Below are 22,924 nucleotides of genomic sequence, written 5' to 3'. Positions count from 1 at the left end.
CTCAATTTTTATAAAGTGCATTTAAAATTTTATCCGGAGTTATTGGAAGACTTTTAATTCTTACTCCAATTGCATTGTAAACTGCATTGGCAATAGCCGCAGCTGTTGGAATAATTGCCGGTTCACCAATTCCTTTAACTCCCATATTATTAGCAAGTTCATCCATTTCAGTTACAATAATTATTTCAATCTCGTCCGGTGCATCAAGCATTGTAGGAATTTTATAATCATGCATATTGGGGTTTAACATTTTCCCATAATCCGAATCCATAATTCTTTCTTCTGTTAATGCAAAACCTAAACCTTGCATTATTCCGCCGTGATATTGGTTTTCCAAAGTTTGTCTATTTAATATTCGTCCGGTATCATGTGCTGCAACAATTTTTTTAACCTTAACATTTCCGGTTAAAATATCAACTTCAACTTTTGCAAATTGAGCACCAAAAGTTTGAGCAATTAATCCTTCAACATTTTCTTCGCGAGATCCTTTTGTAAATAACATTTCATCATCAACTTGTTTTGCAATTTCATCAATATTTATTAGATTCTTATTTTCCGAAGAAAAAACTCCTTCAGAATAATCCAATCTATCTTCAGAAATATTAGTCAATGCCGAAGCTGCTGAAAATAATTTTCTCTTCATTTTTTCCGCTGCATCTCTAACTGCCGGTGAAATTGAAGGAGCTGTTGTACTTCCTCCACTTGATGGGCCAAAAGGATAATCTGTATTTCCCAAATGAACTTTAATTTTTTCTAAAGGAATTTCTAATATTTCTGCTGCTATTTGGGAGATAAAAGTATAAGTTCCCGTTCCAATATCTTGCGTGCCGGAATAAACATTAACAATTCCATCTTTTGAAATTTTCATATTTGCGTGTGCTGGCGGACCGCCGCCTCCCCACCAAATTTGTGATGCCATCCCAATTCCGGTTTTTAAATATCCTTCAACTTTTCCCGGAATTTTATTTCTATCTTTCCATCCTATTTTTTCTGCACCTATTTTATATGCTTCTCTCAATTTTTTAGAAGTATAACTCGCTCCCCAAACTTGATCTTTTTCAGCATAATTTTTTATTCTAAACTCCAATGGATCCATTACGATTTTTTCTGCAACATCATCCAAAATTGAATCAAGTGCAAAAGTTCCTTGTACATGTCCGGGAGCTCTAAAAGCGCGTCCTCTTCCGGTATTAGTAAAAATGCTGTAATCAACAGTTTTTACATTAGGAATTTGATACATACTTCTTGCGGGCCAACTGCAACCGCCGCCGCTTGGATAAGCTCCAACATTTGCAATTGAATGATGGCTTAATGCCAAAATTGTTCCGTCTTTTTTTACTCCAACTTTCAAAGTTTGTTTTGAATCCGGTCGATTGCCAACTGCCAAATTCATTTCTTTTCTATCTAAAACAATTTTTACCGGACGTTTTAATTTCTTAGCTAATAATGATGCCATCAAAGTATATTTTCCAGCTTCCAATTTGCTGCCGAAACCACCACCCATATATTCTTTTATTACTTGTACATTTTCTTCTTTCAATCCCAAACTTTTTGCAATTGAATTTCTAACTTCAAAAATTCCTTGTGTAGAATCCCAAATTTTTAATTTTTCGCCCTCCCAATTTACAACACTGCAATGAACTTCCGTTGGATTGTGAATAGCAATTTGTGTTGTAAATGTATCTTCAAGAATTACTTCAGATTGCTCAAAACCAGCATCAATATTGCCTCTTGAATATTCATCCGGTTTTTCTCTGCTAATATTTCCGGCTTCATGAATTTTTAGATTTTCAGATTTTAGAGATTTTTCCGCATCAACTTCAAATGGTAATTTTGCAAAACTCACTATAATTTTCTTTACCGCTTCTTCTGCAATTTTTTGAGATGTTGCACAAACACATGCAATTTCATCACCTTCATATCTTAGATGCTGATCAAATAATTTACTTGTATTACCGTACCAATTATATTCTTGAGTATTTTCAAAAGTTAAAATTTCTAAAACACCGTCTATGTTTTTAGCTTTTGAAATATCTATCGATTTAATTTTTGCATGAGGAATATTTGATCGAAGAATTTTTCCATAAACCATATTTGGTAAATTTATATCGAAAGTATAAACAGCTTTTCCGTTAACTTTATTGTATCCATCGTATCTTGGAATTTTCTTTCCGATAAATTTTAATTCTTTATTAGGAGGAAGCGGTTTGTATTTTTCATCTGAGACTTCGCCAATTTTTTCTACAAAATCTTCTTCAAAAAAATGTTTGGATTTTTTAATTGCCATTGTTCCTCCACATATCAAATTTTCTTATTTATTGCATCTTTCACCGAATCAAAAATTTTGGGATAAGCTCCGCATCTACACACATTACCGGACATCCCATTTTTAATTTCTTCATCAGTTGGATTTGGATTATTTTTCAATAAAGCATATGCAGAAATTATTTGTCCCGGAGTACAAAATCCGCATTGCAATCCATCATTATCTATAAAAGACTTTTGCACAGAATTTAACTCATCATTATTTAATAAACCTTCAACCGTAATAATTTCTGATCCATCTGCATCCAATGCCAAAAGATGGCAGGAATAAACTGCTTCTCCGTTCATCAATACTGTACAGCTTCCGCATTCGCCTTGATTACAGACAATTTTAGTACCGGTTAATTTTAATTCTTCTCTTATAAAATCAGCTAATGTGGTATTGGGTTTTACACTTTTTGATATTTTTTCTCCATTCACTTTTAAAGTTAATTTTACTTTTCCTTCAATTGAATCTGAAATTTCTTTTGGCAGATTTTCAATTTTTAAATTTGGTGTTATTGCATAGGCTCCTACAATTCCGGAGCTAACACCTTTTAAGAAATTTCTGCGTGATGGGTTTATAGGTTTATCCGATTTTTTCATACAACCTCTTTGCATCTTGAAATGTTATAAGCAAGTTAAAAATGTGAGATGAAAGTTGCAATAAAATTAAATTTAATTTTGGTGTGAGTTTTCTAAGAATTAATAGTCTTCATATATCATAATTATTAAACGCGAAGATGTAAAATGAGTGCGAGAAATCTAAAATTAATTTTGTTATGTAAATTATTAATTATTTTTGTGAGGAGTTTTTTCTAAAATTTTATTTCATCAAACAAATTTGTTTTTTCAAAAATAAAATTTCTTGGATTAAGTGAAATTCCATTGTGGCGAACTTCATAATGCAAATGTGGACCTGTTGATAAACTTCCGGAATCACCAGTTAATGCAATTAGTTCACCACGAGAAATTTTTTGTCCTTTCTTAACTTTGAAACTTGATAAATGTCCATAAACTGTTTCGTAACCAAATCCGTGATGAATTTTTAAAACTTTTCCGTAACCATTTACTTCACCTATAAATGTAATTTTTCCATCTCCGGGAGCAAAAACTTTTTCGCCAATATTTGATAGAAAATCCAATCCGTTATGCATTCTTTTTTGTTTAAGTATTGGATGAAATCTCACCCCAAATCTATCTCCTATTTGTGAATTTACCGGACTAATTGCCGGAATATGATTAAATAATTCTTGGTTTTCGTTCAGTTTAGTTTTTATTTCCGAGAAATTTTCCTTTTCAAGTTTTATTCCGGTTTCTACATTTTTAACAAAATCGTAAATAGATTTAATTTTATTCTTTTTGTTAATCGAAACTGGAAAAAAACTTTCAAATTCAGAACCACCTATTCCAAACTTTTCATTTTCATTTACCGGAAGATTTACAGCCAATCGTAATGTATTTTTTTCATTATTTAACGAAATTATTTTTTTATTCAATTCCTCAAATTTTTTCTCAAGAATTTCCATTTCATTTTCTAAAACATTGTTATCGGCATGAATTTTAAAGTATGAAATGTCAATTGAATTGTTTAGAAGAATTTTACTGCTTACAAAAAAAGTTAAAATTGCTGTAGAAATTATTACAATCAAAAATATTAAAACTGTTTTGAAATATATTTTTTCTACTTGCACCAGTTTTTGATTTTCCGGTGAATAGTAGTAAAATTTTTTGTTTTTCATTTTAATTTACGATTTTGATTTTTCTGTTAACAAACTTTAAATTGATTGATTGATTGGTAATTTTCTTTTCTCAATTTCGCTTACTAATTTGCTATAAACTTCAGATTCTTCAAGCCATTTTTGCGGACTGCAATTTCTTAAATAGTAGATTTTATTCTTAATATTTTGAAATAAGTTTAAATCGTAAATAATTGCACGTTTTTCCTTTTTATCCAATTTTCGCAAATTTTCTTTATAGAGGTAAGTATAAGTTTTTCTCAAGAAAAAATATGAGCAAACTAATTGTATATTATCAAATTTTGATAAATCTTTTGAAGTTTTATCTAACTCTACTAAATACATTTTTCACTCTTTTTTTTGAAGTATTTAAGAATAATTCATTATTTATGCCAAGAATCACATTTTGAAAAAACTTAGCTAAAATTTGTGTTTTAACTCATTTTTATAAACCAAATTTTGAATAATATTTCTAAACCTTGGCAAAATTAATTTACATTCTAAGTTAAATACCGCTAACATATTGTTTTATAATATTTTACGATTAATAAATTTTGATCTTTTAGCAATTTTTCTTGCTGTGTTTTGAAGTTGGCCAATTTAATAAATAACAATTGTTAAAGTGTGATTTCTATCATTTCAACATTTTATTATTTCAATAGATTTGAATCAAAAATATGTTTCATTTATAAACTTCCATGTTTTAAGAAGCTACAATTTTTTGAGACAAAAAAAAGAAAAACTATGACAAACAAAGAAATAAATACGAAACCAATTGAAGTAAAATCTGAAAATGTAAAAAACAGTGAATCTTCAATTTCCATCGAAAATAAGATTTTTTCTTCATTAAAAAGCGGAATTTTTGCGTTTAGCATTGTTTTAACATTTATAGAAATTTTTAAAATCTTAGCAGTTACTTCAAAAACCAATATAAATTTTGAAATTTCCGGGAATGATTTAATTTTTTCTTTCTGGGCATTTATTGTAATTTCATTTATCGAATTATCACATCACTTTAAATCTTAAGCAATTTTACTTTTTCCAGCAGATTTGTTTTTTCTTCATCTAAGTGAAAAAAAATTTATCTTTACACTTTAATTCTAATCAAATCTAAAAAATCACATTATGAACGAACCAAAAGTAACTTTTGAACTAGCCAAAGAACATGGCTTAACCGAAGAAGAATTTAAGAAAATTTGCGAAAAATTAGGAAGAACTCCTAATTATACGGAATTGGGAATTTTTAGTGTAATGTGGAGCGAACATTGCAGTTACAAAAATTCAATTGCATTGCTTAAAACTTTGCCGAGAAGCGGAAAAAAATTGCTCGTTGGAGCTGGAGAAGAAAATGCCGGACTTGTAGATATCGGTGATGGACAAGCAATTGCATTTAAAATAGAAAGTCACAATCATCCTTCTGCAGTTGAACCTTATCAAGGAGCAGCAACTGGAGTTGGTGGAATTTTACGTGATATTTTTACTATGGGAGCGCGACCAATTGCAGCTCTAAATTCTTTAAGATTTGGAAAACTTACAAATCCCAGAACCAAATTTTTGTTTGAAGGAGTTGTAAAAGGAATTGCAGATTACGGAAATTGTTTCGGAGTTCCTACAGTTGGCGGCGAAGTTTATTTTGATGAAGTTTATCAAGGAAATCCATTAGTAAATGCAATGGCTGTTGGAATTGTTGATACTCATAAAACTGTTTCGGCAGTTGCAAAAGGCGAAAATAATCCGGTGATGATTGTGGGTTCCGCAACGGGAAGAGACGGAATACATGGCGCGACTTTTGCTTCAGAAGAAATTAGTGAAAAATCCGAAGCTAAAAGACCGTCGGTACAAGTCGGCGATCCATTTACTGAAAAATTACTTCTTGAAGCAACTTTAGAAATAATAAAAAAGAATTTGGTTGTTGGAATTCAAGATATGGGCGCAGCCGGAATTTCTTGCTCAACTTCAGAAATGAGCGAAAAAGGAAAATCCGGAATGATTATAGATTTGAACAAAGTTCCGCTTCGTGAAAAAACTATGACGGCTTACGAAATTATGCTTTCTGAAAGTCAAGAAAGAATGCTGGTTGTTGCAAAAAAAGGCTGCGAAGATGAAGTGAAAAAAATATTCGATAAATGGGATTTGAACTGTGAAATTATTGGTGTTGTTACCGATGAAGAAAAATTAGATGTTTCTTATCACAGTGAAAAAAAAGCAAATATTCCTCCGTTTGAATTAGCTTTGGGCGGCGGAGTTCCGGTTTATTATAGAGAAACCAAAAAACCAAAATATATTGACGAAGTTCAAAATTACGATTTAACAAATTTGCCCAAACCCGAAAATCTGCAGGAAACTTTTATAAAAGTCTTTTCATCGCCTAATATTGCATCTAAAAAATGGGTTTATCAGCAATATGATTATATGGTTAGAACAAATACTGTTGTTGGTCCGGGATGCGATTCTGCCGTAATTAGAATTAAAGACACAAAAAAAGCAATTGCAATGCAAACGGATTGCAATGGAAAATATGTTTATTTAAATCCTAAAAATGGAGCAAAAATTGCGGTTGCCGAATCTGCTCGAAATATTGTATGTTCTGGTGGTAATCCCTTGGCAATTACAAATTGTCTAAATTTTGGAAATCCTTATGATCCCGAAATTTATTGGACTTTCAAAGAATCAATAGATGGAATGGGTGAAGCTTGCAGATTTTTTGATACTCCCGTAACTGGCGGAAATGTAAGTTTTTATAATGAAAGTCCGGAAACAACTGTTTATCCAACTCCCGTAATTGGAATGATTGGATTGATAAATGATGTTGATAAAATTATGACATCATACTTTAAAAATTCTGGAGATAAAATTTATGTTCTTGGCGAAGATTTTGAAGAAATTGGTGGAAGCGAATTTTTAAGCGTAATTCATGGAATTGTTAAAGGAAATTCTCCAAATATAAATTTAGAAAGTGAAAAAAATCTTCATAAAACAGTTTTGGAATTAATTGATAAAAAAATAATAAATTCCGCACATGATGTTTCCGATGGCGGAATAATTTCCGCTTTGGCTGAATGCTGCATAATAAATAATCCAAAATTGATTGGGGCAGAAGTTAAAATCCCAATTAAAAATAGAGAAGATTTTACACTTTTTTCGGAATCACAAAGCAGAATTATTGTCTCCGTAAATCCAAATTTTGAAAATAAATTTTTGGAAATTGTGAAAGAATCAAAACTGCATTTTGAATCTTTGGGAATTACAACCGAAAAAGATTTTGTTGTAAATTCAAATATTAATATTTCTTTAGAAAAACTTGTTGATTTATATTTTGAATCAATTCCAAGATTGATGAATGAGTAAATTCAAATTTTTAAGATTAATTGGAAATTTTTTTTCTTTTAATCGTTACAGAGAAATTTTAGGATTTTTCAATCATTATATAATTGGTTTATTAAAGAGAATTGACGAACATCATATTTTTCTTGCCGGCGGCGGAATTGCATTTTCATTAATTTTATCTACTATTCCAATATTACTTTTACTTTTTGCAATTTTGGGAAAAATTGTTGATCCGCTAACAATTGAAGAAAATCTTTCTAAAATAATTATAACAATGATTCCTTATCCAGAATACGCTGAATTTACGAAAATTGCAATTTTAAAAAGAGTTCCGGAAGTTTATCAATACAGCACAACTGCATTTGTTTTGGGATTAATTGGTTTATTTTTTACTTCCACATGGATTTTCAGCAGTATGAGAACAATCCTTAATGAAATTTTTGGTTACGATAAAGAGAAAGGAATTATTTTTGGTTTACTTAGAGATTTTGGAATGGTAATTTTAGTTATTCTTATGATTTTAATTTCCACATTTGTATTACCTTCAATAAATTTATTTATTACCGCAACGGAAAATTTGGATATTCTTGTAAATTTTAAAGTCGATAAAATTATTCATTCAATTTATTCCTTAACTTCAATAATTGTTGTATTATTTTTATTCTTTCTATTTTACACAATTATTCCTTATTCAAAATTGAATAAAAAAGCCGTATTTATCGGTGCACTTTGGGCAACAATTTTATGGGAATTTGCAAGATTTACTTTTGGATATTATGTGGTAAATTTTCTTCAGACAAATCAATTTTACCAAGCATTTTTACTTGTAATTGTATTACTGTTTTGGCTTTTTTATGCTTCAATATTATTTTTAATTGGAGCAGAAATTGCGCAGTTATACATTGAAAGAATGGATTCGGGGGAAAAACACATTCTCTAACTTATGCTTTTTCTGCTTCACTAATTGAGTTAAATACTTTAAAGACTTTATCTAAACCAGTAGCTGAAAAGATTGGTAATCTATTTTGATTATTATAAATTAAATAAAACTTTTTGCCCATTGCTTTTGTTCTTTTAACACCAGCAACTAAAACTCCGAAAAACGAAGAATCTACAAACTCGCACTCATTCAAATCAACAATTATACTTTTATTATCTTCAGCAACAGTTTTATCTAAAAATGATTTGAAACTTGAAGCCTCTCTTAAGGTTGCGCGCTCAAATAAAATTTTAATAATTGTAAATTCTGAAGAAGACTTAGAATCTTTTTCAAAAAAATTAGAGAATTCTACTTTATTTCCTAACAAAGAGCTACCTTCAATTATAAATCTGTTTTTTAATCTATTTTGAAATTGATCAATTGAATTATTTTCTTTTTTTTCTTGAAGATTTAACATTACCGTTTCCCTAAATTTAGTTAATTTTTTCTAAATTCTCTTAATTTTTGTATTACCAAAATTCTATCTTCTTGATTTTCTATAGAATCTGTTATTACATGAACTTTACTTTCTCCGGTTTGATTTCCGGTTTCATCAATTTTTACTTCTAATATGCTGGATTCATTTTTAATAAAAAATTCACCAGAATTTCCTTTAACAATTAGACTCATTTTAATTTACCTCAATTTTTATCCGCAATAAGCAGAAATTGAGTTTGTAAATCAGTGATTTATAACAAAATACAGAAATATCAATTTCTCTTAAATTGTAATAAACTTTAGAAAAATAATCGGCATTTTTTCGCGAAAGTTGAATTAAAACGTGTGAGATGAATCACAAACTACGGAATTTACTTCTATTACTTTGAAACATCAAAACAAGGAAATTTAAAAGAAAATTAATTCAATTGTGTATTAATTAAATTTTTAATATGTTTAAAAAAGGAGGTTTTAGTGTCACAATATATACAAAATCCAATGTCTCATCCAGAGTGGAATCCTTCAATGGGAGATTTCTTCAGCAAAAGAGTTTTTGAGGAAGATAAACTTCATGAAAAAAAACAAAACAGAAAAAAAATATTTATCAGCAGTTTATTGGTTCTACATATTTTAATGTTATCAATTGTAGTTGTATATTTTTCATAATTGCTGAAATCCATAAAAAAAATATTTTAAATTTTTCATGACTTAAAAACTTTATTTGTATCAAAATTTATACTATTTTTAAAAATATTTCGGTATAAATAGGAGGTACAATGAAGATTGCTGTCTGCATAAGTCATGTTCCAGATACAGCTACAAAAATTAAAATTGGCAGTGATGCCAAATCAATCGATCCAACCGATGTAACTTACATTCTTAATCCCTATGATGAATTTGCAATCGAAGAAGCTTTAAAGACCAAAGAAAAATTTGGTGGAGAAGTTGTTGTAATTAGTCTTGGTGACGATTCAAATAAAGAAAGTATTCGAAAAGCATTAGCAATGGGTGCAGATAATGGAATTTTGCTAAAAGATAACGGAATGCGTGATTCTTTAAGTTTATCTAAAGCCCTAGCAGATGAAATAAAATTTCAAAATGCAGATTTAGTTTTTATGGGTAAACAATCTGTTGATTTTGATAATTCAATAACCGGACAATTAACTGCAGAAATTTTAGGATATAATTGTGTAAGTGTTGTTGTAAAATTTGATATTAATGAAAATAAAATTGTTGCTGAACGTGAAATTGAAGGTGGAAAAGAAGTAATTGAAACTTCAACGCCGGCAATTATTACTTGTCAAAAAGGTTTGAACGAACCGCGTTATGCTTCTTTAAAAGGAATTATGGCAGCAAAGAAAAAAGTAATTGAAGAAAAAAATGCAACAAGTTTTGATAATAAATTAGAAATTGTACAAATGAGTAAACCACTTGGTAAACAAGCTGGTAAAATTCTTGGAAATGACTCAACTGCTGTTCCGGAATTAGTTCGTTTATTGAAAGAAGAAGCTAAAGTAATTTAGGAGAATTATATGGCAAATAAAATTTTAGTAGTTCTTGAACAAAGATATAATGTTATAAAGAAAATTTCTAATGAAATTTCAAAAGCCGGATTTGAGCTTTCTCAAAAATTAAATTGTGAAGTTGAAGCTGTAATTAATGGCGGAGAAATTTCTGATTTAAATAAAATTGGAAACTACGGAATTAAGAAAATTACTCTTCTTAAAAATTCAGAATTTACCAAATATTCACCTTCAGCATTTTCAAAATCTTTAACTGAATTTATAAATGAAATTAATGCTAATATAATTTTATTTGGAAATACTTCACTCGGAAAAGATTTAGCACCGCGGATTGCTGCAAGATTGGATGCTGGAATTGCAGTTGATGTTATTAAAATTGAAACATCCGAAAATAATATTATTGCAACAAGACCAATTTACGCTGGAAAAGCATTAGTTGATATTAAAATAAATTCAGAGAAAAAAGTTTTTACAATTAGACCAAATGTATTTAATCCGGGAGAACCAACTGAAAATAATTCAGAAATAATTGTCAAAGGAATTTCTTCACCGGATTTTTCAACAAAAGTAGTTGAAGTTAAAAAAGCTGAAGGAAAGTTAGATGTTGCAGAAGCATCAATAATTGTTTCCGGCGGAAGAGGAATGAAAGAAGCTGCAAATTTTAAACTGGTTGAAGATTTAGCAGAAGTTTTAGGAGCTGCTGTCGGAGCTTCCCGCGCTGTTGTAGATGCTGGTTGGCGACCTCATGCAGAACAAGTAGGACAAACAGGAAAAACAGTTTCGCCAAATTTATATATTGCATTGGGAATTTCCGGAGCAATTCAACATTTAGCCGGAATGCGATCATCAAAATGTATTGTTGCAATTAACAAAGATGCAGATGCTCCAATTTTTCAAATTGCGGATTATGGAATTGCCGGAGATGTTTTTGAAGTAGTTCCGGCTTTAATTGCAGAACTAAAAAGTAATAAATTTAAAAAGATGCCATCTTTTAGAAGATGGCATCTTTGAGAAAATATTTTATAATTCAATAAATTAAGATTCTTATTATATGATATATTTTTTTGATGAAATTCCTGTTGCTATTTTTTGATTTATAAACAAACTCTTCTAAAAACCTCAACCACTGTTATTATCAAAATTAATTCATTCTTTTTCAAATTCAACCGATAAATAAGTATACAATGCAACTAACGATATTGCAATTACTGCAGAACAAATGCTTATTATTGCTGCAATTAAAAAGTTATCATAAAAATGTAAAATAATTGTTGCGGGAATTACAACAGATAACAAACCAATACCAAAACCCCAATTCCATGATTTAATATTTTTTGGTTTCAGAATTGTTTTACAATTATTACAATTTGTTTGATGATTTTTTCTAAAACGAAATATTTCTTTAATAGATATTGGACTTTTACAATTCGGGCAACTGAAATTTTTCATTTATGCTTTAATCAATTTTGTAAAAACATATTTAAAAATTATTTAACAAGTTTTTCTAAATATTCAAATAATCTTCCCAAATCTTATATAATTCATAAGTTGCTTTTACATCTTCACCACAGTAAATTGCAATGTCTTTAATTTTTCCGGCTTTGTATAATTCCTTAATTTCCATTCCGGTAATTCCCTTAGATTTGGGTGATTTTATTCCAAATGCGTGGCAATAAAAATCCAAATTAAATTTTCTTGTAATTCCGTAAAATGTAAATTGATCAAGCAAATCAATGTGTTTTGTTATGTTGTATCTGTTATGAATTAAATTTATAGTAGGTTTTACTTCAAGCATTGCGGAGCGAAGCATTAAAAAGGGTATATCAAAATTTCTTCCGTTAAATGTAATTACTTTATCGGTTTTGGATAAATAATTCCAAAATAATTTTAAAAGTTCTTTTTCATTTATGGATTTGTACTTAATTCCTTTTTCTTCAATAATAATTTCTTCTTCGGAATTGTCATCGTACAAAACAAAAATTCCGTTTGTTTCTGTGTTCAACATTCCAATTGAAATTATTTTTGCAGTGTAAGGATAAAGACTTAAAAATCTTTCTACTTCTTCTTTTTTATTTTCTCTTATAATTTGATCAGATTCTTTTTCCGCATATCTGAGTAGAAATTCTTGCTGACTTTCCGCCAAATTTTCCAACTCAAATCCAACGGTTTCAATATCAATTACAATTCCCATTTTTACCTCAAAAAAAGTTAAGGATTTTTATTAATTTCTACCCCCTTTTCAAAATCGTTTACAGCATTATAAAATTCATCCGGTAATGGAACAGACTTTTTTGTTTGCAAATTTATATGAACAAGAATTCCATTTCCCTTTGCAATAATTTGCGAATTATTTTTGTTTATTATTAAATGTTCAAATTTAAAACTTGAATTTCTGATTTCAATAATTTTAGTTAAAATTTCTAACTCATCATCCAATTTTGCCGGAAGAATATAATCACATTCATTATGAGCCATTATGAAAAATAAATTATTTTCTAAAATAACTTTGAGATTATAATTCTTCTTTAAATCTTGAAGATATTTAATTCGTGCATCTTCAAAATAATTGAAGTAAACTGCATTGTTGCATACTCCCATTATATCAACTTCATGAAATTTTACAACTTCAGTAATTTTATGTTTGAAATTTTCTATTTCCATATTTTATTAAAAAACTTTTTCAATAATTTCGCAAACTTTATTTATATCTTCAAAACTAACATCCATATGAGTTACGGCTCGTAAAGTTCCAATTTGTCCAACCGAAAAAAGCAATCCATTTTCTTTGCAAATTGATAAAGATTCTTCAACACTTTTTTGTAATGGTTTAAATATAATAATATTTGTTTCAACTTCTTTATTTATTAATTCAAACTTTCCAGTTTTAACTAAATAATTTGCAAGCATTTTTGTTTTTTCATGATCTTCTGAAAGTCGTTCAATATTATTTTGAATTGCATAAATTCCAGCAGCAGCTAATACTCCGGCTTGGCGCATTCCTCCCCCAAATGCTTTCCTTACTCGGAAAGCTTCATTTATAAAATCTTTTGTTCCGGCAATTACAGAACCAACCGGAGTTCCTAAACCCTTTGATAAACAAACTGAAACTGAATCAAAATATTTTGCATACTCGGAAACTTTTATGCCGGTTGCGACTGAAGCATTCCACAATCTTGCTCCATCCAAATGAAATTTTAAATTATGTTTTCTCACAAGAGTTTGAAGCTTTTCAATTTCCTCTAATTTATAAATTGTTCCGCCGGCTCTGTTGTGTGTATTTTCTACTTCAATAATTTTTGTTCTTGGCATGTAGTATGCGCTTGTTGGTCGAATTAATGGTTCTACTAATTCCGGATTAAGAATTCCACGATCTGCTTTAATTGGATAAAGTTGAATTCCACTTAACACTGCCGGTGAACCGGATTCATACTGGAATATATGTGCATCTGCTTCACAAATTACTTCATCACCCGGATTTGAATGAACATTCAAACAAATCTGATTTCCCATAACGCCGCTTGGTACAAACAATGCTGATTCTTTGCCGAGTAATTCGGCAATCATTGCTTGAAGCTTATTTAATGTTGGATCTTCCTTAAATACATCATCGCCTACTTCTGCATCATACATTGCTTTTCTCATTCCTTGGGATGGACGAGTAACTGTATCACTTCTTAAATCAATTATTTTGTTCATAAACTCTCTTTAATTTAATTAAACTTGTCATTCCCGGATGCTTTAATCGGGAATCAAAATTATTATTTTCTAGATTCCCGCTTTCGCGGGAATGACGATTTAAATTTATTTTTTATTAAAAAACTTACCGATAATAGTAGATATAATTACGAAAAATGTAATCACAATACTAATATATGGCAGCAACAATGGATGTTCGGTGAAAAAAGTTTTATCACTTCTTAATTCAACATCGCCTACTAAAATAGTTTTAGTAAACATTTTCGTATCTGATAATGTTTCACCTAATGGATTTATAATACAACTTATTCCACCATTTGCAGCTCTAACAAGTGATCTTCTATTTTCAACAGCTCTTAAAACATGAATTTCTTTGTGCTGATATGGTCCGCTTGAATTTCCGTACCAACTATCATTTGTAACTACACTAATAAATTCAGCACCTTTATCAACAAACGCAGAAATAAAATCCGGATAAATTGCTTCAATACAAATAACACCGCCAACTTTATAATTAGAAAAATTATTTTTTGTGGAAAAAACTACAGTGTCGGTGCCAGTATTCCAACTTGAAATCCCAACATTCCATTTAATCCATTTTCCAAGAACTGGGAAAATATCAACAAGAGGAACTTTTTCTCCAAAAGGAACAAGTTTAATTTTTCCGTATTGTTCAACTTTTTTATTTGGTGAAAAAAATAAAATAGAGTTATAACTAGTATAAAAATATTTACTGTTCTTCATCGGTTTTGCATCTTCGGGTGCTGATAAAGAATCCGTGAAAAAATTTGCGTGCGGCATTCCGGTCAAAATTGAAATTTTATTTGAATCAACAAAATTTTGGATTTTCAGAGTTTCGTTTTTATAACTATCTAATAATAAATAAACAGGTAAAGCAGTTTCCGGCCAAATAATTAATTCTGCATTTTTTTTAATTGCTTCATTCGATAATTCCAAATACAAATTAATTTGCTCGTTTAAATTTCCTACTTCCCATTTTTTATTTGGATTTAAATTTGGTTGAACTAATCCAACTTTAACTTTTTTAGTACTTTTTTTATAATTATTAATTTTAATCATTCCGTAAATAATTGGAATAATTAAAATCAGTATGAATAAAATTGCATAATTAAATTTGCACTTTTTGTTTTCATTATAATTTTGAAAAAGTTTATACGCAAAAATATTTGTGTAAATTATTAATACTGTTAGTCCATAAGAGCCAATAATATCAACAATTTGAACGTATGATGTTAAATACGGAAGTGCATTACTTAAAGAAAGCCACGGAAATTTAAAGTCAGTTATAGAATAAATATATTCATAAAAAAGCCAAAACCATGGAAGAAGAAATAATGCGATATTTTTATTTAAATATTTTTTCGCAAAGTAGTAAAGTGTAGAAGGGATTAAAAATACAATTGGATTAAAAAACATTAATATTGATCCGGAAAGCATTAAGAATGGATCCGCGTCTTTTGTCCAGCTTCCAACCCAATAAAGAGTAAATATGTTAAAGAAAAATATTGTGAAATATGTAAATCTATTAATCTCCGCAAGCGTATTCCTTTTTTCAATTACAATTAAGTAAGGAATTAATGCTGAAAATATTAAATAAGTCATCGGAATTGGCGGAAATGATAATGCTAATAAAATTCCGGAAATTAAACCGAATAATAATTCCTTTCTATTTTCTTTTTTTTGTTCACGGGATTTATATGATCTAAATATCTTTTTCAGCATTGTTCTTTCTTTTTTTGAGAAAATATTTTATCGTAAAATAAATTACTACAAGTACTGTAATTCCCAATCCAATGTTTGAATAAGTTTGAAGATAATAATCTATTTGCTGAATATTATTTCCTAAAGTCATCCCCAAATAAATAATTAGAAAGTTCCAAAGTAGTGCGCTTATTAAAGAATAGAAAAATGTTTTATAAACATTTAGTTCGTGAACTCCGGAAAAAAAACTAATTACAGATCTTGTGCCGGGCAAAAATCTATTTGCCAAAATAATTTTGTAACCGTATTTGGTAAACCATTCATCAGTTTTGTGAAGTGCATCTTGACTTATAAACTTAAGCTTTCCCGAGCGTAAAACTTTTTCGCTTAAAAAATATCCGAGGTAATACATAAGAATAAATCCTAATGCGCTTCCAATACTTGTAATTAATAAAATTGGAAAAAACCCAACTGAAGTTGACGAAATTAAAGAAGCCCCAACAACAACCACAACATCGCTTGGAGATGGCGGAAAAACATTTTCTATAAATGCAAAAAAGAAAAGTATAATATAAATCCAACTTGTTTCTAAAGTGCTGATGTAAGCAATAATTTCTTCTAACATTAATCACCTAAATCTTGAAATACGAGAACAGTAGAATATGCTTGCGCACCTTTTTCTTCACCAACAAAACCCAATTTTTCCGATGTAGTTGCTTTCACTGAAATTTGATCAACATTTAGATTTAATATTTCCGCAATACTTTTTCTGATTGCAAACATATAATCTTTCAGTTTAGGTTTTTCCATCACAATTGTTGAATCAATATTTGAAATTTTATAACCTTTATTTTTAATTAGTTCACTAACTTTTTTTAATAATATTTTGCTGTCTATATTTTTATAAGATTGATCTGTATCCGGAAAATGTTGACCAATATCTCCAAGCGCTAAAGATCCCAACAAAGCATCGCAAATTGCATGAAGTAAAACATCTGCATCTGAGTGACCGAGCAAACCTTTTTCAGAAGGGATTTCAATTCCGCCTAAAAATAATTTTCTATTTCCCGAAAATGCATGTACATCATAACCGAAACCGGTTCTAAAATTCATTAATATCTCCTTATTTCGAAAGCTGAAAATTCTCCAACAAAACTTTTCCAAGAAATTTTTATATCTCTAACATCGGCATGCATTGGTCCAATTTTTAAATGATTAAATAATTCTTCAATTTGATATTTTTCACCTTCCGCAACCGTTAAAACTGTACCATCATATTGATTTTTTGTGTAGCCGACTAATTTTAATTCCAAAGCTTTTTGCAAAACAAAATATCTAAAACCAACTCCTTGCACCAAACCGGAAACAATTATTTCCGCTCTAATTTTTTGGTTTTCCATTTTTTATAAATATATTTTCATACAATTCAGAAATAAACAAACCCAGCATAATCAACGCTGCACCGAAGTATCCAAAATTAGTTATTTTTTCTCCTAATATAAAGAATGCAAAAATTGCTGCAAATATTGGCTCAAATGAAAAAATAATTCCCGCTTTAGCCGGAGTTACATCTTTCTGATATTTTGTTTGAAGCGCCGTTGTAATTAATGTTGCAAAAATTGATGTATATAAAATTCCGCCAATTAAATTATTTGTTAAATCAATTTTAAAGTGTTCTAAATTAATTCCGGAAAAAATGAAGGAAAATAAAATTGCCAAAATTGCAGTCGTAATAATCTGCAAAAAAAGTAAAACCCAAAATTCATGTTTGGTTGTTTCAATATCTAAATAGATAATATAAATTGCGAAAAAGAAAGCGCATACCAAAGTTAATCCATCGCCCAGATTAAAATTAGTTGCAATATCATTAAATAAACTAAAGATTGAATTTCCACCGCTCGATAAAAATGCAATTCCTATCATCACCAGAATAGAACCGAGAATTACTCCTTTTGTTGGAATTCTTTTTTCAATAATTGTTTGAAGAATTGGAATCATAATTACAGTTGTTCCAGTAAAAAATCCGGATTTTGTTGCCGATGTATATTTTAATCCAATAGTCTGAACTGCAAAACCGATGAACAACAAAATACCTAATAAAATTCCCGCATTAAAATTTTGCTTTGTAAATTTTTTTTTAATTATAAACGGAAGCAAAAAAATCCCGGCAATTAAAAAACGTAATGCAATAAATGCCATTGAAGAAATATCATTCAATGATTCTTTGACAATTACAAAAGTTGCTCCCCAAAGTAATGTTATTAAAAGTAGAATTGCTTCAGATTTGTATTTTTTTTGTAATATCATATTTCATAAAAAAAATAGAACGTTGATTTTTAAGATCATTATGATTTTTTAAGATCATAATAAATCATATAATAAATCATAATGATCATAATTATCTGCGTTCCATTGATTATTTAATTACTATAACCAAAATTCTTTAACATGTTTTCATCCTTTCGCCAATTTGGTTTTACCTTAACAAACAATTCCAAAAAAACTTCTCGCATTAAAAATTCTTCAATAGATTTTCTGGAAAGTTCACCCAATTTTTTAATCGATGTTCCTTTTTTGCCAAGAATAATCGGTTTTTGGGAATCACGTTCAACAATTATTGAAGCAGAAATAAAATCTTTTCGGTTTTCTCTTTCTAAAAATTGATCTATTACTACTTCAACCGAATATGGAATCTCATCCTTGTATAATTCAAAAACTTTTTCTCTTATTTTTTCGGCGACAAAAAATTTTTCTGGTTCATCCGTTAATTGATCTTCCGGAAAATATTTTGGATGTTCCGGTAAATATTCCACAATTTTTGAAAGCAATGAACCAATATTGTAATTCTCAATAGCAGAAATTGGAATTATATTTTCAAACAATTTTTCATTCTCAAAATATAAAATTGAATTTTTTACTTTTTCTTCATTTGATAAATCAATTTTGTTTATTGCAAGAATTTTTTTCTGCTTCTTATTTGAAATAAATTTTTTAATACTTTCTTTTTCGAAAGATTTAATTTCAACATCTATATTTTGCGCATCCAATAGAAACACAAGAATATCGGCATCTTGAACCGAATGATCAACGTAATCCAGTAATTTTTCTTGAAGTAAATATTTTGGCTCTAAAATTCCGGGAGTATCTAAAAAAACAATTTGAAATTCTTTTGTATCCAAAATTCCTAAAATTCTTTTACGCGTAGTCTGCGGCTTACTTGTAATTATTGATAAATCTTCTCCGATTAATTTATTCATCAAAGTTGATTTACCAACATTTGGTTTGCCGATTATTGTTACAAATCCGGATCTTATTTTCATAGTTTTATAAAAAATTATTTGTAAAGATAATTAAAAATGATTTGGGATTTTTTTAAATAAGAAATGTGGATGTGGAATTATTTAAAGATCAGATCTTTTTCAAAGATCGGATCTTTTAATTAAGTATTTTGATTCCCGATTAAAACGTTCGGGAATGACAAACTAATTTATTATAGGAGAAAAAATAATCATCTAAAATTGTTTCATTCTATTTTTAAAATCTTTGAATGAGTTTAGAGAAAAATAAAAACTAAGTAAAATAATAAATCCAATTGATGCCGAGATTGTTTTAAATAATTCGCTTGTTAAAACTTTATTCAAAATAGTAAAAAAAGGCTGAATAAAATTCTTTGATTCTTTAACATTTGAAAGTGAATTTTGTACAAAAGGAATATTTAACGCATAAAAGAAAAATAGAAATAGACTTGTTATCAACATTAAAATAAATAGAGAAACAATTCCTCTGAAAAAATAACTCTTTTTATACTTAACGCTAATTGAATTAAAAATTTTACTCATTATACTTTCTGTTATATTTTCCGGCGCAATTTGAATTGGTATATCATATAAATTTTCATGAACAAATTTGTGTGTAACAAAATTCATTTTAAAATTAGAATCGGTTTTAACTAAATTATCAAATTCATTTAACTCTGTTGATTCAATTTCATTATCCAAAAATTTATTTATTAATTCATCATAATTTTTCATAATAATTCCTCTTGATAATTATGCTTAATTAGCAAGTCTTTAAGCAAATTTCTTGATCTATGTAAAAGTACTTTAATATTTACCAAAGTTAAACCCATTACTTCACTAATTTCATTTATGGAAAGATTATCCATATAATATAGAATAAGAACCAATGAATTTCGGATTGGCAATTTATCAACCATTTTAAGCAGATATTGTTTCTTTGTTTCAGAAATGGAGTAAATTTCCGTGTCTTCATCCTTTAAAAAATCAAAATCATCAATTGAGTTCATCTGCATTTCAATTTTTCTTTTTTGTGCAGATAAAATTGTTAATCCGGTATTAAATACAATTTTATAAAACCAAGTTGAGAATTGAGATTCACTTCGAAAAGTATTTAATGAATTATAAGTTTTGATGAATGCATCTTGCAAAGCTTCTTCAGCATCCATTTTGTTTTTGAGCATATTAACTAATAATGAAAAAGCTTTGTGTTTATAACGATCAATTAGTAGTGAATAATCATTTGCATTTCCTTTTAAAACAGAATCTATTATTTCTTTATCAGTTAGCTTTTTCATCTCACTAATTTAGACTGAAATTTTTTATAAAGGTTACATAAAAATAATTATCAATAATTTGTAACCTTTCGGTATTACATTTTAGTCAAAATAATTGAAGGAAAAATTCATAAAGTAAAATTAGGAGATAAATAAATGTCAGAACAAGCAATGTTAGCTGAAGAAATTATGGGTCCATTAAGTGGAATTTTAGTTGTACTTATAATTGGCTTAGTAATTGTTACATACTATTATTTTCGATCAAAAGAAAGACAAATGATGATTGAAAAAGGTTTGACACCTGAACAAATTGCAGAATTATTTAAATCAAAAAAGAATCCATATGTTTGGTTGAAGTTAGGTATTATAATTGTTGGAGCCGGATTAGGAATTGGATTGGGTGTAATGGCAGAAGATGCACATTTAAATCATGGTTTAATTCCACTTTCTATAATTACTTTAACCGGAGTTGGTTTTGTGGCTGCATTTTTTATTTCAAGAAAATTTGAAAAAGAAGATGAAAAAAGTGAAAAATTGAGCTAAAATTTCGTGCCGGTTTGTAGATTTTTAATATTGAAATATTATAGATTTTTGACAAAATTTTTAATAGCAAAAACAAAGATGCGATCTTTTCAGAAGACCGCATCTTTTTAAAATTGAATATTTAAACTAATTCTTTTTCTTCAAGCCAGCGTTGTGCATCTAAAGCTGCCATACAACCCGTTCCCGCTGCGGTAATTGCTTGACGGTAAGTTTTATCGGCAACATCTCCAGCAGCAAAAACTCCTTCAATATTTGTATAAGTAGAACCAGCTTTAACTTTTAAATATCCGGTTTCATCCATTTCCAATTTTCCGTTAAATATTTTTGTATTGGGTTGATGTCCAATTGCGATAAAAATTCCGTCAACTTTTACTTCTTCAGAGCTTCCGTCTTTTGTATTTTCCAAAATTGCGCCGGTTACTTTTTTATGTCCCATCATGTTTACATCGCCAAGAACTTCTTTAATTGTTTGATTCAAAGCAAATTTTATTTTGGGATTTTTCTTTGCTCTATCAATCATAATTTGAGATGCTCTAAATTCATCTCTTCTATGCACAATTAAAACTTCTGAAGCAAAATTTGTTAAATAATTTGCTTCTTCCATCGCAGTATCGCCGCCGCCCACAACAATTACCTTTAAACCTCTGTAGAAAAATCCATCGCAAGTTGCACATGCAGAAACGCCATAACCCATATAGTTTTTCTCACTTTCGGTTCCCAATAATTTTGCGCTCGCTCCGGTAGATATAATTACTGCATCCGCAGTAATTTCTTTATCTTCAGCTTTTAACTTAAACGGTCTTTGCGAAAAATCAACTTCTGTAATTTCTTTGAATTCACATTTTGCGCCAAATTTGCATGCTTGCTTTCTCATTACATCCATCAACTCAGGCCCTTGAATTCCATTTTCAAAACCGGGATAATTTTCAACTTCTGTGGTAATTGTTAATTGTCCGCCCGGCTGCATTCCTTCATAGATTACGGGATTCATATTTGCTCTTGCAGCATAAATTGCAGCGGTTAATCCGGCTGGACCAGAACCAATTATTACAATTTTATGATGATTTCCTGACATTATAATTCTCCAAATTTCTTTTAATTTTTCAAAGTTAGATACAATTTTCCTTTTTTAGTTTCACTTTAATTTTTGCAAAAATTCAGAATTTCGTCTTAGACCTTTTAGCTTACTTCGTAAAATGGGACTTTCACAAAACTTATTTTTAAAATCAGAATCTTCCATCTTTTCAATCTCTTCAAATGATAAATTTTTATTTTTAATTTCTAAAAATTCTGTTTGATTTGTAGATTCTGCAAATTTAATATTCCAAGGACATACTTCTTGGCAAATATCGCAGCCGAAAATCCAATTATCAAATTTTCCAATAAACTCATTAGAAATCTCGCTTTTATTTTCTATTGTTAAATATGAAATACATTTTTTTGAATCAATAATATAATCTTCAACAATTGCATTTGTAGGACATGCTTTTATGCAAGCCGTACAAGTTCCGCAAAAATCACTTATCCGGTTATCATATTCTTCAAAATTATAATTTGTTAAAATTGTAGCAATAAAAAACCAGCTTCCAATTTCTGTATTAATAATATTACTGTTTTTCCCTTGCCAACCAATTCCGGATTTTACTGCCCATGCTTTATCCATTACCGGACCAGTATCAACATAACTTTTTGCTTCAAAATTTGGATTTTCAATTTTAGCAAACTCAATTAGTTCATCCAACTTTTCCAAAATAATTAAATGATAATCTTTTCCCCAAGCATAGCGAGAAACTTTTCCGGAATTATTTATTTCACTAAAATTATCTTTTACAAAATAATTCATTCCCAAAGAAATTACACTTTTGCAGTTTTCCAAAATTAATTTTACATCTTTCTTTTTATCAAGATTTTTTTCCATGTAATTCATACCAGCTTGATAATTTTTAGAAAGCCATTTTTCTAAATTTTTAATTTCTTGTTCCAGCGTGTGATATTTTGAAAATCCGATAAGATCAAATCCGAGTTGTTTAGCTTTTGCTATGATTTTTTGTTTAAACATTTCCTTGTGTCATGCTGAATT

Annotated in this window: 27 protein-coding genes; 7 read left to right on the top strand and 20 right to left on the bottom strand. The window is 29.0% G+C overall.

Annotated features, from left to right (window positions below; genetic code table 11):
• Position 1: 1 nt before the first annotated feature.
• The 4 genes from IPM32_08670 to IPM32_08655 form a co-directional block, all read right to left on the bottom strand.
• A complete protein-coding gene (locus tag IPM32_08670) occupies positions 2-2,287 on the bottom strand; it encodes a xanthine dehydrogenase family protein molybdopterin-binding subunit (GenBank protein MBK8945327.1) in 2,286 nt (761 codons plus the stop codon).
• 14 nt (positions 2,288-2,301) lie between these two features.
• Positions 2,302-2,910, bottom strand: coding sequence for a 2Fe-2S iron-sulfur cluster binding domain-containing protein (locus IPM32_08665; GenBank protein MBK8945326.1), 609 nt, complete (start codon positions 2,908-2,910; stop codon positions 2,302-2,304).
• Positions 2,911-3,122: 212 nt separating this feature from the next.
• A complete protein-coding gene (locus tag IPM32_08660) occupies positions 3,123-4,046 on the bottom strand; it encodes a peptidoglycan DD-metalloendopeptidase family protein (GenBank protein MBK8945325.1) in 924 nt (307 codons plus the stop codon).
• 36 nt (positions 4,047-4,082) lie between these two features.
• Positions 4,083-4,388 carry a hypothetical protein gene (locus IPM32_08655; GenBank protein MBK8945324.1) on the bottom strand — a complete coding sequence of 102 codons (306 nt, stop codon included), beginning with the start codon at positions 4,386-4,388 and terminating at the stop codon, positions 4,083-4,085.
• A gap of 399 nt (positions 4,389-4,787) precedes the next feature.
• Between IPM32_08655 and IPM32_08650 the strand changes: the two genes are divergently transcribed.
• The 3 genes from IPM32_08650 (at position 4,788) to IPM32_08640 (ending at position 8,310) form a co-directional block, all read left to right on the top strand.
• Entirely contained in the window at positions 4,788-5,069 is a 282-nt protein-coding gene (locus IPM32_08650) for a hypothetical protein (protein MBK8945323.1), read from the top strand.
• Positions 5,070-5,168: 99 nt separating this feature from the next.
• Positions 5,169-7,391 (top strand): phosphoribosylformylglycinamidine synthase subunit PurL, encoded by a 2,223-nt coding sequence (gene purL / locus IPM32_08645; GenBank protein ID MBK8945322.1) that lies wholly within the window; start codon positions 5,169-5,171, stop codon positions 7,389-7,391.
• Positions 7,384-8,310: a YihY/virulence factor BrkB family protein gene (locus IPM32_08640; GenBank protein MBK8945321.1), complete on the top strand. Its 927-nt coding sequence runs from the start codon at positions 7,384-7,386 to the stop codon at positions 8,308-8,310. The genes purL and IPM32_08640 overlap by 8 nt, the downstream gene beginning before the upstream one ends.
• Before the next feature lies 1 nt (position 8,311).
• Here IPM32_08640 and IPM32_08635 read toward each other — a convergent pair whose 3' ends face one another.
• Both IPM32_08635 and IPM32_08630 read right to left on the bottom strand, forming a co-directional pair.
• Complete coding sequence (locus tag IPM32_08635; protein MBK8945320.1) at positions 8,312-8,767, bottom strand: STAS domain-containing protein; 456 nt, start codon at positions 8,765-8,767, stop codon at positions 8,312-8,314.
• Positions 8,768-8,787: 20 nt separating this feature from the next.
• Positions 8,788-8,979 (bottom strand): hypothetical protein, encoded by a 192-nt coding sequence (locus tag IPM32_08630; GenBank protein ID MBK8945319.1) that lies wholly within the window; start codon positions 8,977-8,979, stop codon positions 8,788-8,790.
• A 282-nt stretch (positions 8,980-9,261) separates the two neighbouring features.
• On the opposite strand from IPM32_08630, the gene IPM32_08625 reads away from it, so the two are divergent.
• From IPM32_08625 to IPM32_08615, 3 genes are all read left to right on the top strand, one after another.
• Positions 9,262-9,453 (top strand): hypothetical protein, encoded by a 192-nt coding sequence (locus tag IPM32_08625; GenBank protein MBK8945318.1) that lies wholly within the window; start codon positions 9,262-9,264, stop codon positions 9,451-9,453.
• 110 nt (positions 9,454-9,563) lie between these two features.
• The gene (locus IPM32_08620; GenBank protein ID MBK8945317.1) at positions 9,564-10,310 is read left to right on the top strand and encodes an electron transfer flavoprotein subunit beta/FixA family protein; all 747 of its coding nucleotides are present in this window, start codon (positions 9,564-9,566) and stop codon (positions 10,308-10,310) included.
• Between the two features lie 9 nt (positions 10,311-10,319).
• A complete protein-coding gene (locus IPM32_08615) occupies positions 10,320-11,321 on the top strand; it encodes an electron transfer flavoprotein subunit alpha/FixB family protein (protein ID MBK8945316.1) in 1,002 nt (333 codons plus the stop codon).
• A gap of 135 nt (positions 11,322-11,456) precedes the next feature.
• On the opposite strand, the gene IPM32_08610 is transcribed toward IPM32_08615, so the two are convergent.
• From IPM32_08610 to IPM32_08555, 12 genes are all read right to left on the bottom strand, one after another.
• Positions 11,457-11,759: a hypothetical protein gene (locus IPM32_08610; protein ID MBK8945315.1), complete on the bottom strand. Its 303-nt coding sequence runs from the start codon at positions 11,757-11,759 to the stop codon at positions 11,457-11,459.
• A gap of 55 nt (positions 11,760-11,814) precedes the next feature.
• The gene (locus IPM32_08605; GenBank protein MBK8945314.1) at positions 11,815-12,501 is read right to left on the bottom strand and encodes a ribonuclease H-like domain-containing protein; all 687 of its coding nucleotides are present in this window, start codon (positions 12,499-12,501) and stop codon (positions 11,815-11,817) included.
• A 17-nt stretch (positions 12,502-12,518) separates the two neighbouring features.
• Positions 12,519-12,971 (bottom strand): acyl-CoA thioesterase, encoded by a 453-nt coding sequence (locus IPM32_08600; protein ID MBK8945313.1) that lies wholly within the window; start codon positions 12,969-12,971, stop codon positions 12,519-12,521.
• A 6-nt stretch (positions 12,972-12,977) separates the two neighbouring features.
• Complete coding sequence (gene ltaE, locus IPM32_08595) at positions 12,978-14,006, bottom strand: low-specificity L-threonine aldolase (protein ID MBK8945312.1); 1,029 nt, start codon at positions 14,004-14,006, stop codon at positions 12,978-12,980.
• Positions 14,007-14,111: 105 nt separating this feature from the next.
• The gene (gene lnt, locus IPM32_08590) at positions 14,112-15,749 is read right to left on the bottom strand and encodes an apolipoprotein N-acyltransferase (GenBank protein MBK8945311.1); all 1,638 of its coding nucleotides are present in this window, start codon (positions 15,747-15,749) and stop codon (positions 14,112-14,114) included.
• A complete protein-coding gene (locus IPM32_08585; protein ID MBK8945310.1) occupies positions 15,730-16,353 on the bottom strand; it encodes a DedA family protein in 624 nt (207 codons plus the stop codon). The genes lnt and IPM32_08585 overlap by 20 nt, the downstream gene beginning before the upstream one ends.
• Complete coding sequence (locus IPM32_08580) at positions 16,353-16,841, bottom strand: 2-C-methyl-D-erythritol 2,4-cyclodiphosphate synthase (GenBank protein ID MBK8945309.1); 489 nt, start codon at positions 16,839-16,841, stop codon at positions 16,353-16,355. Before IPM32_08580 ends, IPM32_08585 begins: the two co-directional genes overlap by 1 nt.
• Positions 16,841-17,128, bottom strand: a complete 288-nt coding sequence (locus IPM32_08575; GenBank protein MBK8945308.1) for an acylphosphatase — start codon at positions 17,126-17,128, stop codon at positions 16,841-16,843. The genes IPM32_08580 and IPM32_08575 overlap by 1 nt, the downstream gene beginning before the upstream one ends.
• Positions 17,109-18,035, bottom strand: a complete 927-nt coding sequence (locus IPM32_08570) for a DMT family transporter (protein MBK8945307.1) — start codon at positions 18,033-18,035, stop codon at positions 17,109-17,111. The genes IPM32_08575 and IPM32_08570 overlap by 20 nt, the downstream gene beginning before the upstream one ends.
• 113 nt (positions 18,036-18,148) lie before the next feature.
• Complete coding sequence (gene era / locus IPM32_08565) at positions 18,149-19,048, bottom strand: GTPase Era (GenBank protein MBK8945306.1); 900 nt, start codon at positions 19,046-19,048, stop codon at positions 18,149-18,151.
• 192 nt (positions 19,049-19,240) lie between these two features.
• Positions 19,241-19,759, bottom strand: a complete 519-nt coding sequence (locus IPM32_08560; GenBank protein MBK8945305.1) for a hypothetical protein — start codon at positions 19,757-19,759, stop codon at positions 19,241-19,243.
• A complete protein-coding gene (locus IPM32_08555; protein MBK8945304.1) occupies positions 19,756-20,322 on the bottom strand; it encodes a sigma-70 family RNA polymerase sigma factor in 567 nt (188 codons plus the stop codon). The genes IPM32_08560 and IPM32_08555 overlap by 4 nt, the downstream gene beginning before the upstream one ends.
• A 135-nt stretch (positions 20,323-20,457) precedes the next feature.
• On the opposite strand from IPM32_08555, the gene IPM32_08550 reads away from it, so the two are divergent.
• On the top strand, positions 20,458-20,844 hold the full coding sequence (locus tag IPM32_08550) for a hypothetical protein (protein ID MBK8945303.1): 387 nt from the start codon (positions 20,458-20,460) through the stop codon (positions 20,842-20,844).
• Between the two features lie 121 nt (positions 20,845-20,965).
• Here IPM32_08550 and trxB read toward each other — a convergent pair whose 3' ends face one another.
• Both trxB and queG read right to left on the bottom strand, forming a co-directional pair.
• Positions 20,966-21,919: a thioredoxin-disulfide reductase gene (trxB, locus tag IPM32_08545; GenBank protein ID MBK8945302.1), complete on the bottom strand. Its 954-nt coding sequence runs from the start codon at positions 21,917-21,919 to the stop codon at positions 20,966-20,968.
• 60 nt (positions 21,920-21,979) lie between these two features.
• Complete coding sequence (queG, locus tag IPM32_08540; GenBank protein MBK8945301.1) at positions 21,980-22,903, bottom strand: tRNA epoxyqueuosine(34) reductase QueG; 924 nt, start codon at positions 22,901-22,903, stop codon at positions 21,980-21,982.
• Between the last annotated feature and the right edge of the window lie 21 nt (positions 22,904-22,924).

The organism is Ignavibacteriota bacterium, assembly GCA_016716225.1.
GTDB lineage: Bacteria > Bacteroidota > Ignavibacteria > Ignavibacteriales > Melioribacteraceae.
The sequence above is the reverse complement of the archived record's forward strand: the minus strand, read 5'-3'. Positions and strand labels throughout refer to the sequence as shown.

What these genes read in the sequence shown, in the direction of transcription:
- ltaE (MBK8945312.1), bottom strand. Translation starts at nt 14,006, where the DNA reads ATGAACAAAATAATTGATTTAAGAAGTGATACAGTTACTCGTCCATCC.
- IPM32_08670 (MBK8945327.1), bottom strand. Translation starts at nt 2,287, where the DNA reads ATGGCAATTAAAAAATCCAAACATTTTTTTGAAGAAGATTTTGTAGAA.
- IPM32_08570 (MBK8945307.1), bottom strand. Translation starts at nt 18,035, where the DNA reads ATGATATTACAAAAAAAATACAAATCTGAAGCAATTCTACTTTTAATA.
- IPM32_08560 (MBK8945305.1), bottom strand. Translation starts at nt 19,759, where the DNA reads ATGAAAAATTATGATGAATTAATAAATAAATTTTTGGATAATGAAATT.
- IPM32_08615 (MBK8945316.1), top strand. Translation starts at nt 10,320, where the DNA reads ATGGCAAATAAAATTTTAGTAGTTCTTGAACAAAGATATAATGTTATA.
- purL (MBK8945322.1), top strand. Translation starts at nt 5,169, where the DNA reads ATGAACGAACCAAAAGTAACTTTTGAACTAGCCAAAGAACATGGCTTA.
- lnt (MBK8945311.1), bottom strand. Translation starts at nt 15,749, where the DNA reads ATGCTGAAAAAGATATTTAGATCATATAAATCCCGTGAACAAAAAAAA.
- IPM32_08665 (MBK8945326.1), bottom strand. Translation starts at nt 2,910, where the DNA reads ATGAAAAAATCGGATAAACCTATAAACCCATCACGCAGAAATTTCTTA.
- IPM32_08660 (MBK8945325.1), bottom strand. Translation starts at nt 4,046, where the DNA reads ATGAAAAACAAAAAATTTTACTACTATTCACCGGAAAATCAAAAACTG.
- IPM32_08605 (MBK8945314.1), bottom strand. Translation starts at nt 12,501, where the DNA reads ATGGGAATTGTAATTGATATTGAAACCGTTGGATTTGAGTTGGAAAAT.
- IPM32_08555 (MBK8945304.1), bottom strand. Translation starts at nt 20,322, where the DNA reads ATGAAAAAGCTAACTGATAAAGAAATAATAGATTCTGTTTTAAAAGGA.
- IPM32_08600 (MBK8945313.1), bottom strand. Translation starts at nt 12,971, where the DNA reads ATGGAAATAGAAAATTTCAAACATAAAATTACTGAAGTTGTAAAATTT.
- IPM32_08585 (MBK8945310.1), bottom strand. Translation starts at nt 16,353, where the DNA reads ATGTTAGAAGAAATTATTGCTTACATCAGCACTTTAGAAACAAGTTGG.
- queG (MBK8945301.1), bottom strand. Translation starts at nt 22,903, where the DNA reads ATGTTTAAACAAAAAATCATAGCAAAAGCTAAACAACTCGGATTTGAT.
- IPM32_08635 (MBK8945320.1), bottom strand. Translation starts at nt 8,767, where the DNA reads ATGTTAAATCTTCAAGAAAAAAAAGAAAATAATTCAATTGATCAATTT.
- IPM32_08610 (MBK8945315.1), bottom strand. Translation starts at nt 11,759, where the DNA reads ATGAAAAATTTCAGTTGCCCGAATTGTAAAAGTCCAATATCTATTAAA.
- IPM32_08620 (MBK8945317.1), top strand. Translation starts at nt 9,564, where the DNA reads ATGAAGATTGCTGTCTGCATAAGTCATGTTCCAGATACAGCTACAAAA.
- trxB (MBK8945302.1), bottom strand. Translation starts at nt 21,919, where the DNA reads ATGTCAGGAAATCATCATAAAATTGTAATAATTGGTTCTGGTCCAGCC.
- IPM32_08650 (MBK8945323.1), top strand. Translation starts at nt 4,788, where the DNA reads ATGACAAACAAAGAAATAAATACGAAACCAATTGAAGTAAAATCTGAA.
- era (MBK8945306.1), bottom strand. Translation starts at nt 19,048, where the DNA reads ATGAAAATAAGATCCGGATTTGTAACAATAATCGGCAAACCAAATGTT.
- IPM32_08630 (MBK8945319.1), bottom strand. Translation starts at nt 8,979, where the DNA reads ATGAGTCTAATTGTTAAAGGAAATTCTGGTGAATTTTTTATTAAAAAT.
- IPM32_08640 (MBK8945321.1), top strand. Translation starts at nt 7,384, where the DNA reads ATGAGTAAATTCAAATTTTTAAGATTAATTGGAAATTTTTTTTCTTTT.
- IPM32_08655 (MBK8945324.1), bottom strand. Translation starts at nt 4,388, where the DNA reads ATGTATTTAGTAGAGTTAGATAAAACTTCAAAAGATTTATCAAAATTT.
- IPM32_08580 (MBK8945309.1), bottom strand. Translation starts at nt 16,841, where the DNA reads ATGAATTTTAGAACCGGTTTCGGTTATGATGTACATGCATTTTCGGGA.
- IPM32_08550 (MBK8945303.1), top strand. Translation starts at nt 20,458, where the DNA reads ATGTCAGAACAAGCAATGTTAGCTGAAGAAATTATGGGTCCATTAAGT.
- IPM32_08575 (MBK8945308.1), bottom strand. Translation starts at nt 17,128, where the DNA reads ATGGAAAACCAAAAAATTAGAGCGGAAATAATTGTTTCCGGTTTGGTG.